The following is an 8,234-nucleotide window of genomic DNA, read 5'->3' as shown; positions in this document are numbered from 1 at the left end:
CAGCCCCTGGCCCGGCTCTAGTGTAATTGTCCTGTCTGAGTTGTTGAACATCCACACCCTGGCGCGGCCCAGCACCAGCTTCAATGTCGGCATGGGGCTCCCAGCGTCCTCGCGGCCTCTGCGGCCGGCCCCGCCTTGCGGGGCACCCGCCTTGGAAAAAACATTGGTTTTACCCACCCCCCTGTTTTTTGCCCAGCTCATGCCCACCCATGCAGGGGGCTTTAAAAACCTGTTGCAAAACCTACAAATATATACGGCGTACATATGTACAAATTCTATAGACAACCGTGATTTATTGAAAAACAAGAAGGCGCGGGAGAGTCGGCAAAGGCCCCCCGCCCCCTCAACTAACCCTCCGGCACAGCGGCGGCTTGGTTATTCCAGCACCACGCCGACTGCTAAAACAGCTCGGGAAATCCCAACAGAACGCAAGTCGCCGTGCGCATGTCAAACACCTCCTTCACCGGCTGAAGAATTGGAGTTGACTGAGTATGTTAGGGTATGCGGTGGAGTCCTGGCCCCGCCTCTCAGTCTTCTAGCTACGGATCCTCCTCTCGGCGCCGGGGCGGCTTTACGTGTTTGTCTCTTCAGCTCTCGGCTGGGATCGGCCGTCAGTTCAGTCCTTCTAGACAGCGCGCCTCGTCTTGGTGTTGGTAGTATTGGTAAAGCGCCTGGGGGGTTGGCAACAGCTTGGCTGCGCCTCCCCCGGCGCAGAAGATCTCAACTACGCCGTCCCAGAGACATGCCCTTGAGGCGCGGCACCCGGCCTCCCCGGCCTTAGCCAAGGCGCACTCCAGCAGAGAAAGGCCGCCGCAGTCCACCTCCACAAACACATCCATGTAGTAGAGCCACACACCACCAAACATCTTTAAGTATTAAATATTGAGGGGGTGTGGTGGAGAGAATAGGCCCATCCGCCTACCGCGTCAAAATAGGCGACAAGACCGCGGAGGTACACCTCTTCGAGATAGGCGCCTTCATAGTGCTAGAAGACAAGACGGTGATAGAGTACGACGGGGAGAGGATATACGTCGACGGGAAGCCGACAGAGGACCAGCAGATAAAAGCCCTGGTGGAGGCGGTGCTGGGGGCTGTGAGGGCGTATCCGCACGGAAACTAGCTGATGAAGTTAAATAAGCAGGCGGAGTGAAGTATGTGAAGTGCCCCTACTGCGGTTCTGAAAGCGTGGAGGCGGTCAAGAGCTGGGATATGCCGAAGATGGGCTACCGCGTTACCCACTACCGGTGCAAAACATGCGGCGGCCTCTTCAACCACTACACAGGCAGGGGAAGGGAGTTCGTCCTAAGAGTAGGGCCTCGGGGGGTGAGGAGGTAAGCGTGTTCACCACCAGCCTCGATCAGTATCATTATACTATTACGTCCAGAGCGTGTCCTAATACCGTTAACGTGTGATGTAAGTTATATTATAAAGTACTTAGGTCGTTGATGTCCTCCACGCGTGAGGTTGCTGTTCAAGACAAACTCTACAAGCTGATCTATGAGTCTATCCGAAACGCTAGGTTCGACGGGGTAGAGCTGACTATAGAGAGAGAGTACCCAGTTGGCGATAACAAGAGGGCTGATCTGGCGATCATTGATAAAGAGACCAAAATGCCAATACTCATTATTGAGACAAAGAGGAAGTATGTAGAGGCTGGCACATTCAAGACGAACCCTAGGATACACCCGGTGAGTAGCTCTGTGCTCGGCCAAGCCCTCTGCTACGCCTATTTAATAAAGAGGGACCAGAAACTGCCGACGACGCCGCTATTCGCAACAGCAAATCCAGATGGCATATTCCTATTCCGGCCAGTTGAGAAGCCCGAGGAGTACATCGACGTAGAGGCTTGCGAGGAGTCCCGCTATGCGGACGTCCTCAAGCCAGGCGCGTTAAACGCCCTGGTAGACAGCTACAGGCTCGACATACTCAAGGTTAGGGAGGATGAAGTGCAGAAGATGCTTGAGACAAGCGTCAAGGTATGGAAAATGACTGTCAATTTGCAACAGGTCCAAATAGGCTTAGACAATTGGTTCATCGAGTACCTCAGAATCAACTTCATAGACGCGTTGATGAACTACGGAGCCGCAGAGTACATGAGGGCTGAGCTGGAGAAGAACAACAGGCAGAACAAATATTACGCCCTACTGGACAGGCTAGCCAGGGACAACGGCTACAAGAACGGGTTGGCGGACATTGTGGGCAGTAATTTGGAGAGGGTTGAGGACTTGGCTAGGATGATGCTTTACGTGCTCATGAACAAGATAATATTCTACAAAGTACTTGAGAAAAATTATCAACTGCCGAAACTACCCGAGTGCAAGTCGCCAGCCAAGTACCTGAAGGATTTGAGAGAGCGGTTCGAGGACGCAATCGCCAAGACCGAGGACTTCGAGGCGGTGTTCATAACAGGCCTCTACGACGAGATTAGGCTACCCGACGATCCAGCCATCTGCGACGTGTTCAACGACTTTAACAAGCTCCTCGATGAGGTGGACATACTGCAGATCGGCGACGTAATCGGCTACATATACGAGAGGCTGATACCGGCCGAGGAGAGGCACAGACTCGGCCAGTTCTACACGCCCCCCGCCGTGGCCAGGCTGATAGCGAGGTGGACAATCAGGAAATCCAGCGACAAGGTGCTCGACCCGGGGACCGGGTCTGGCACCTTCCTCACAGAGGCATACGCGAGGCTTTACCTCCTCAAGACGGGGAGGGATCTGCAGACGTCGAGGCCCTCGAAGGAGGTGCACGAGGCAATACTTAGCCAGCTTTATGGAATAGACATCAACGCATTTCCGCTACAGCTCACCGCAGTAAATCTCTCCATGAGAAACGTCAGGGCGCCTAGCACTCAGTTGAAACTTATCCACCAGGATTTTTTCGCCATCATGCCGAATCAACAGGTTTTGTTACCCTACAGGCTTGTCACAGCTAACAAAGTTGTTGACAAAAGCGAGGTGGTGCCCGGAGACTTCGACGCAGTTGTAGGCAATCCGCCCTACACGAGGTGGGTTGAGATACCCGATAGCACTCAAAACCTAATACTCAATACCCTCAGTAACGAGCTTCAGAGGTATGATTTAAGGCCGGATCCGCGCAGGGGAAGGGAGCCCGGCATCTATGTCTACTGGATTATGCACGCCACGAGGTTCCTTAAGGAAGGCGGCAGACTGGGGATGATAATCAGCAATATGTGGCTCCAGACGGACTACGGCGTCGAGTTCGGCAAATTCCTACTCGACAACTACAGGATAAGGGCTCTGATCGACGTCTCCTACAGGCTGTTCACCGCGCTGATATCCACGGTGATAGTTCTGGCCGAAAAAGACACGAGCAGAAACAAGGACAACGAGGTGTTGCTGGCGAGGGTGCCGCCGATAGACAGCAAGCTCAGCGATAGAGACGTGGAGAACAAGCTCTCAGAAATCCTTGACTGCATAGGTAGCGCCGTGGACGAAGACAGCTACGAATTCAACAAGGAGAAGCTCAGGGAGTGTCAGAAGCTGGGCGTGCGGTACCACTTCATAAAGCAGTCAGAAATCCCAAGAGACAGAAAGTGGATAAGCCTCTTCTTCGGCGGTGTTGAGGATGTAGTCAACAAGCTGGAGGAGCTGGCCAGCAAGGGTAAGCTGATGATCAGGGCTGGCGAGTGGTTTAAGCCCAGTAGAGGAAATAGTATATGGTCAATATGGGCTTTAGATAATGGGCGAAGGCCCGACCTGGGCGCCAAGGAGTTCTTCTACTTCAATGAGGATAAGGCCAAGAAGTGGGGGTTCACCCATATCTGCCATGAGGAAGACGTGAAGGGCCTCCACTGTTGCTTGGCGCCTGCAATAACTAGGTCTCAGTGGGTTAAGACCTTCATATTCACTAAGGATGATTGGGAGGGGCTTAGGGGCGGGGGTAAGAACGTATACCTATTCACGTGTCACAAGCCACGGAATCAACTAGAGCAAAGCGTGATGAAGTACGTGGAGTGGGGCGAAAGCGACGAGTGCAAAACCAAGATCATCAGAGCCAGGGGCGGTGGCAGAAGGTGTAGCGAGGCAATGACGTGTAAGATAAGGCAGGAGGTGGGGCCACCGCTTTTCTACGGCTGGTACGACCTAAGCGGCTACATACCCACGCCAATAATGGCTATATACCAAGCTGGATACCACCCGCAGTTCTTCTTGGTGAAAGTGCCCCTAGCTACATATCACGCCATCATCACGTTCATACCCAGGGTCAGGGTTAAGGTCGGCAACTGGGTCTTCGATCCGGTTAAGTGGAATAAGAAATATGGCAATATTATCGACGGCGTTAAGAGCGACGTCGAGCTCGACGAGGCCGAGGTCAAGGCTCTGCTGGCCTACCTGAACTCGACACTTAACTGGCTCTGGCTTGAGCGGAATGGCAGGAGGACTGGCGGCGGCATTCTAGCCCTTGAGGTCAACACCGCCGAGATGATGCCCATCCTTAACGTCAAGGCTTTGGATAGGGACGACGTCAACGAGCTGGCTAGGCTCTTTGACGAGCTTGAGGCAGAGGCCAGGAGGCTGATGGGCCTTAAGCCCGCTGGCGATCCTCCCGGCGAGGAGGAAGAGGAGGAGGTCGGCGGCGCCAAGCTTGAGATGTTTAAGAGGCTTAAGCCCAAGTTTCTGGAGATTGATAAAAAGATTGCTCAAGCGCTGGGCCTCGGCGTAGATGTGGAGGAGCTGTGGAGGTACGCGTGGGAGATGATGGAGAGGAGGGTAAAGGGAGCTGAAAGAATCGCGAGACCTGGAGCTAGGCCTCTTGAAAATCGGCAGGAGTCTTCTAGACGCCGTAGGAGAGGCGGGGGCTCTCCACCTGGTGTCGATCTTACAATGTTTTTCTAACACGCCCGCGGTTATACCCTCAGCAGAAATTCCCACCCCCTACCTGCGTAGTGGCTGAAGAGACCTCTACAATTACAACAGTCATGCGTTGCCCGGCGCCCCGCTTTCGGCGTTAGTTTTCTTATCGTTTGAATTCCGTATCGGTGGTTTTAGCTAGTGTGAAGTTATGTGACCGGAGGGGTGTCGTCGGAGGAGTGTATAAGGAGGGGGTTGCCGTGGTTTTTTCAACTACCCCGCCGCTTTGGTGTGGGATTTGGCTGTGTTGTAGAGGTGGGTGGGTCGAGGTGGGTGGTGGCGAGGTTTTCTAAAAGAGGCGTCGCGGGGCGTTACAAGATCTCCTTAGATTCTGTAGAGGATATTGAGAGAAGAGCGAGGAGGAGGGTTGAAAGGGGTGGGGGGATTCCCCAGCTTTTTGTAGATAGTTTACTAGAGCTGGCGGAGAGGTACAGTGTCGAGCTGGTCAGAGAGTGCGTCCAAGCGCAACGGGTCGGGGTGTATGCCGTGGAGCTGGGGAGGTGCCGTGAGTATGCGCTGATCGACGGCGTGAGGACGGATCCTTTTATCTGCGGCGGCGCTGAAGACGTTGGTAGATGCGTGGCAAGGATACAGCGTCATGTTGAGGCTGAGCTTCGGCGGAGGCGCCGCGAGGAGGAGAAACGCTCCGTGTACGAGTTTTTGTATAAAGCGTTGCGGAACAAGTGCCCCTCGTACATCTCGGCTCTTGGTGGAATTAAGGAATTGGAGGAGTTGATTAGGGACGAGGCAGGTCTCTCTAGGCTAAGCAAGTGGTGTGAATTTGAGGAGGTTTTAAGGCGTGTATTCCCCCCGGGACCTATCTGGCTTGTGAAAGGCTGGGTGTCGTGGTTAGAGCCCCCGGCATGGTGGCGCGTGTTGTTAGGCAGTGGCGTTATTTGTGTACAGATTGAGGTGGGGTGGGCTTACTGCTACGCCAATGATAAAATTGAAAAACTGCAGGTGGTAGAAGAGGGTGGAGAGATCTTAGCTTTTAAAGATAGGTGGGAGCTATGGTGGGGCACTGCAAAGAGACTACGACCTGCGGCACAAATTCACAGCGCCGAAATATCAGTAAATAAAGAGATATATAAGTAAGCTGACGGTGTCGATCATCTTAACGGCTGACGGCACGCGTCCTCCCGCCTCTCTCCGTCCTCGTCCACTTGAGGAGGCGCAGCTCCTGGGCCTTCTCCAGCACGTAGACGGCCTCCTCGCCGAAGGCCCTGTGCAGATCCCAGTACGACACCTCGCCGCCAAGCCCAACCGCGATTTTCACCGCGCGCCAGACCTTGCCCAGCTCTACGAAGTCCACGCATGGGCGGCATCTCCGCGTCTTAAGCCCATCGGTGAAGAATTAGGCGGGGGAGGGAGGTCTCCAAAACTCTTCAACATATGTAGTGCAGTAGCGTGGGCAAGAAGGCGGCCCCCATTCTGGAGGACGACGAGACGATAAGCGCCCCAGAGGGGGCAAACCCCCGGGGCTACTTGTTGCCTCGCGATAATGCGGAGAGGCTGGCTGTGTTTTGGGACGTCTCGCTTAATTCTTTCAACGTGCCTAAGTCTTTAAGCTCGTGGGGCGCGGTACATATACAGAAGAGGGCAGGTGGTAGCTGGCTAAGGGGGATCGGTTACCTTGCCTGGCGCCGCCGCCATACGTCCTATGTCATGTCGATTTTTCTGGCACGTACAAACAGCATATACCCCTGGTCTCTCAGTTGCCGCATCAAATGGCCATAGCGGCGGTGGTAGACGTAGAGCTGAACTCCGCTTTTCACAACCCTGTAGACTCTACCGACAATCGGCACGATTATGCCGTCAGGCGTCAACACCTCGACCTCCACCAAGTCTCCCTTGGAGGCGGGGCCCCCCTCAATATCTCCGTGGCCTAGTTTGATGTAGAGGAGCTGGTGCCCCCAGTTGTGCACCTCCGCCGCCTTTGCCTTAACCGTGAGGAAACCCTTTAAATACCCCGGTTTATCAAGCTGTGATGAATTTGCGGATGGCGGCGACTTCGTGACTGGAGTTGTCCCAGGTTGGGGGCTGTCTGAGCTCCTTGCCATGGATTGCCATGACGCCGGCTTTAAAAAACGGACCACGATGGTTGCGTGTGTACAACGCCGAGGGGGAAAAGGGCGGGGGGTTCGGCACAGAGGAGTATCTAAAGCCCAGCCTTTAGTAGACATCCGCCCAGGCGGAACTCCCCCATCGCGTTGGGAGGAGCTGGGTTGAGATCCGCGCGCTGTAGGAACTTCACCAGCGTCCTCACGTCGACGAAAATCCTCCTCCCGATCTCCACCACCTGCAGCTTCTTCCTGATAGGTGGTAGATAAAAGATTTTTATATTTCTAATTTTCGGACGACAGCGATAGGATTGAGGCGAGCGGGTATAGCTTCCGAGGTGCCTCTTTCTTACGGAACACCTACTCTAGAGCTTTTCGAAATGAGACATCCGAAAAAAGAGGAGTGCACAAGTTTATTACCTTTTTTGTTAAGAGTTAAAGGAGGGGGAGCAGAGGGGGAGGGGTGAGAAGAGAAAAAACAGACAGAGAAAAAATGTGAGAGTGCTTCGCTCCGGTCTGCTTCAGCGACTTTATTCTCACATGTCTCGACTTCAGCGTCCGTACACCTCATCTCGGCCAGCGCTTGGCCAGCGGCGCCGTATTTGTAACATTCGGCTAAAGGGCAGGTGCGCGGCGCGTGGTGGGTGTAACCAAGCTTCTTTACATTGGTAGTTGTTGATGGCCCATTTTAAGAAAGCTTGGTATGTGTTTAAGTACAGTGCGCCGAGTTCTTAAAGGCGGCGCCGAGAGAAAGCGAATTGAGGAGAGTAGAGTGACGAAAATAAGTGCCCCGGCCGGGATTTGAACCCGGGTCACGGGCTCGAGAGGCCCGCATCCTTGACCGGGCTAGACTACCGGCTGGAGCGGCCGGCAAGCCGCGGCTCCCCGATTCTTCGCCGGGGCTGAGTTGCCTATTTTGGTTATTTATAAGCTTTTTCTTGGCGCTCATCTGATGACTTGCAATTCGGCTGGGACGCAGTTCAAAAGATGCGTTATGCCTCACTATACTGACGTCTCTAGCGATACGGAAATTTTTACATAGTCGACACCTCTTCAACCGGATCGAGTAAGGGGGCGACTGCACACGGCGCTATCAGAAGAAACTGATGCTTTTTGGCTGTCCTCCGCTTAGTTCTATTCTGATGTAGTTGCTTTGTAGCTGGCCGAATTTGTTTTGTATCTGCCGGAGCCATGAGTTCACTACAGTTATTTTGTCAAGCGGGTATGTGAGCAGTATCACTGGGTTTTTGGTGTTGGTGGGGATTGTGTCTACGTAGTCTTCTGGGTTTATGGGTGT

Annotated in this window: 9 protein-coding genes, 1 tRNA gene and 1 pseudogene; 4 read left to right on the top strand and 7 right to left on the bottom strand. The window is 53.9% G+C overall.

From position 1 onward, the window contains the following. Both ACP5J3_RS08885 and ACP5J3_RS08880 read right to left on the bottom strand, forming a co-directional pair. Nucleotides 1–201, bottom strand: a 201-nt coding sequence (locus tag ACP5J3_RS08885) for a hypothetical protein (RefSeq protein WP_428495361.1), incomplete at its 3' end; no start/stop codon positions are given. Between the two features lie 410 nt (nucleotides 202–611). Then, on the bottom strand, nucleotides 612–854 hold the full coding sequence (locus ACP5J3_RS08880; RefSeq protein WP_428495360.1) for a hypothetical protein: 243 nt from the start codon (nucleotides 852–854) through the stop codon (nucleotides 612–614). A gap of 38 nt (nucleotides 855–892) precedes the next feature. On the opposite strand from ACP5J3_RS08880, the gene ACP5J3_RS08875 reads away from it, so the two are divergent. From ACP5J3_RS08875 to ACP5J3_RS08860, 4 genes are all read left to right on the top strand, one after another. After that, on the top strand, nucleotides 893–1,120 hold the full coding sequence (locus ACP5J3_RS08875; protein ID WP_428495359.1) for a hypothetical protein: 228 nt from the start codon (nucleotides 893–895) through the stop codon (nucleotides 1,118–1,120). Between the two features lie 35 nt (nucleotides 1,121–1,155). After that, a complete protein-coding gene (locus ACP5J3_RS08870; RefSeq protein WP_428495358.1) occupies nucleotides 1,156–1,335 on the top strand; it encodes a hypothetical protein in 180 nt (59 codons plus the stop codon). 110 nt (nucleotides 1,336–1,445) lie between these two features. Beyond that, entirely contained in the window at nucleotides 1,446–4,862 is a 3,417-nt protein-coding gene (locus ACP5J3_RS08865; RefSeq protein ID WP_428495357.1) for an HsdM family class I SAM-dependent methyltransferase, read from the top strand. A gap of 180 nt (nucleotides 4,863–5,042) precedes the next feature. Next, nucleotides 5,043–5,972, top strand: a complete 930-nt coding sequence (locus ACP5J3_RS08860; protein WP_428495356.1) for a hypothetical protein — start codon at nucleotides 5,043–5,045, stop codon at nucleotides 5,970–5,972. A gap of 19 nt (nucleotides 5,973–5,991) precedes the next feature. Here the strand turns inward: ACP5J3_RS08860 and ACP5J3_RS08855 are convergent, their stop codons facing one another. The 5 genes and pseudogenes from ACP5J3_RS08855 to ACP5J3_RS08835 all read right to left on the bottom strand — a co-directional run. Continuing rightward, on the bottom strand, nucleotides 5,992–6,189 hold the full coding sequence (locus tag ACP5J3_RS08855) for a hypothetical protein (protein ID WP_428495355.1): 198 nt from the start codon (nucleotides 6,187–6,189) through the stop codon (nucleotides 5,992–5,994). 346 nt (nucleotides 6,190–6,535) lie between these two features. Next, a complete protein-coding gene (locus tag ACP5J3_RS08850; RefSeq protein WP_428495354.1) occupies nucleotides 6,536–6,937 on the bottom strand; it encodes a hypothetical protein in 402 nt (133 codons plus the stop codon). A 98-nt stretch (nucleotides 6,938–7,035) separates the two neighbouring features. Next, complete coding sequence (locus tag ACP5J3_RS08845; RefSeq protein WP_428495353.1) at nucleotides 7,036–7,176, bottom strand: hypothetical protein; 141 nt, start codon at nucleotides 7,174–7,176, stop codon at nucleotides 7,036–7,038. Between the two features lie 547 nt (nucleotides 7,177–7,723). Next, a tRNA-Glu gene (locus ACP5J3_RS08840) sits at nucleotides 7,724–7,819 on the bottom strand. A 211-nt stretch (nucleotides 7,820–8,030) separates the two neighbouring features. Beyond that, a pseudogene (locus ACP5J3_RS08835) lies at nucleotides 8,031–8,234 on the bottom strand (hypothetical protein); the annotation flags it as partial.

It is taken from the genome of Pyrobaculum sp. (assembly GCF_049971835.1).
In the GTDB taxonomy this organism is placed as follows: domain Archaea; phylum Thermoproteota; class Thermoprotei; order Thermoproteales; family Thermoproteaceae; genus Pyrobaculum.
Note: the sequence above shows the minus strand (reverse complement) of the source record. Positions and strands in the feature narration are given on the sequence as shown.

Coding starts and splice junctions, on each gene's coding strand:
- ACP5J3_RS08850 (WP_428495354.1), bottom strand. CDS start 6,937: ATGGCAAGGAGCTCAGACAGCCCCCAACCTGGGACAACTCCAGTCACG.
- ACP5J3_RS08865 (WP_428495357.1), top strand. CDS start 1,446: ATGTCCTCCACGCGTGAGGTTGCTGTTCAAGACAAACTCTACAAGCTG.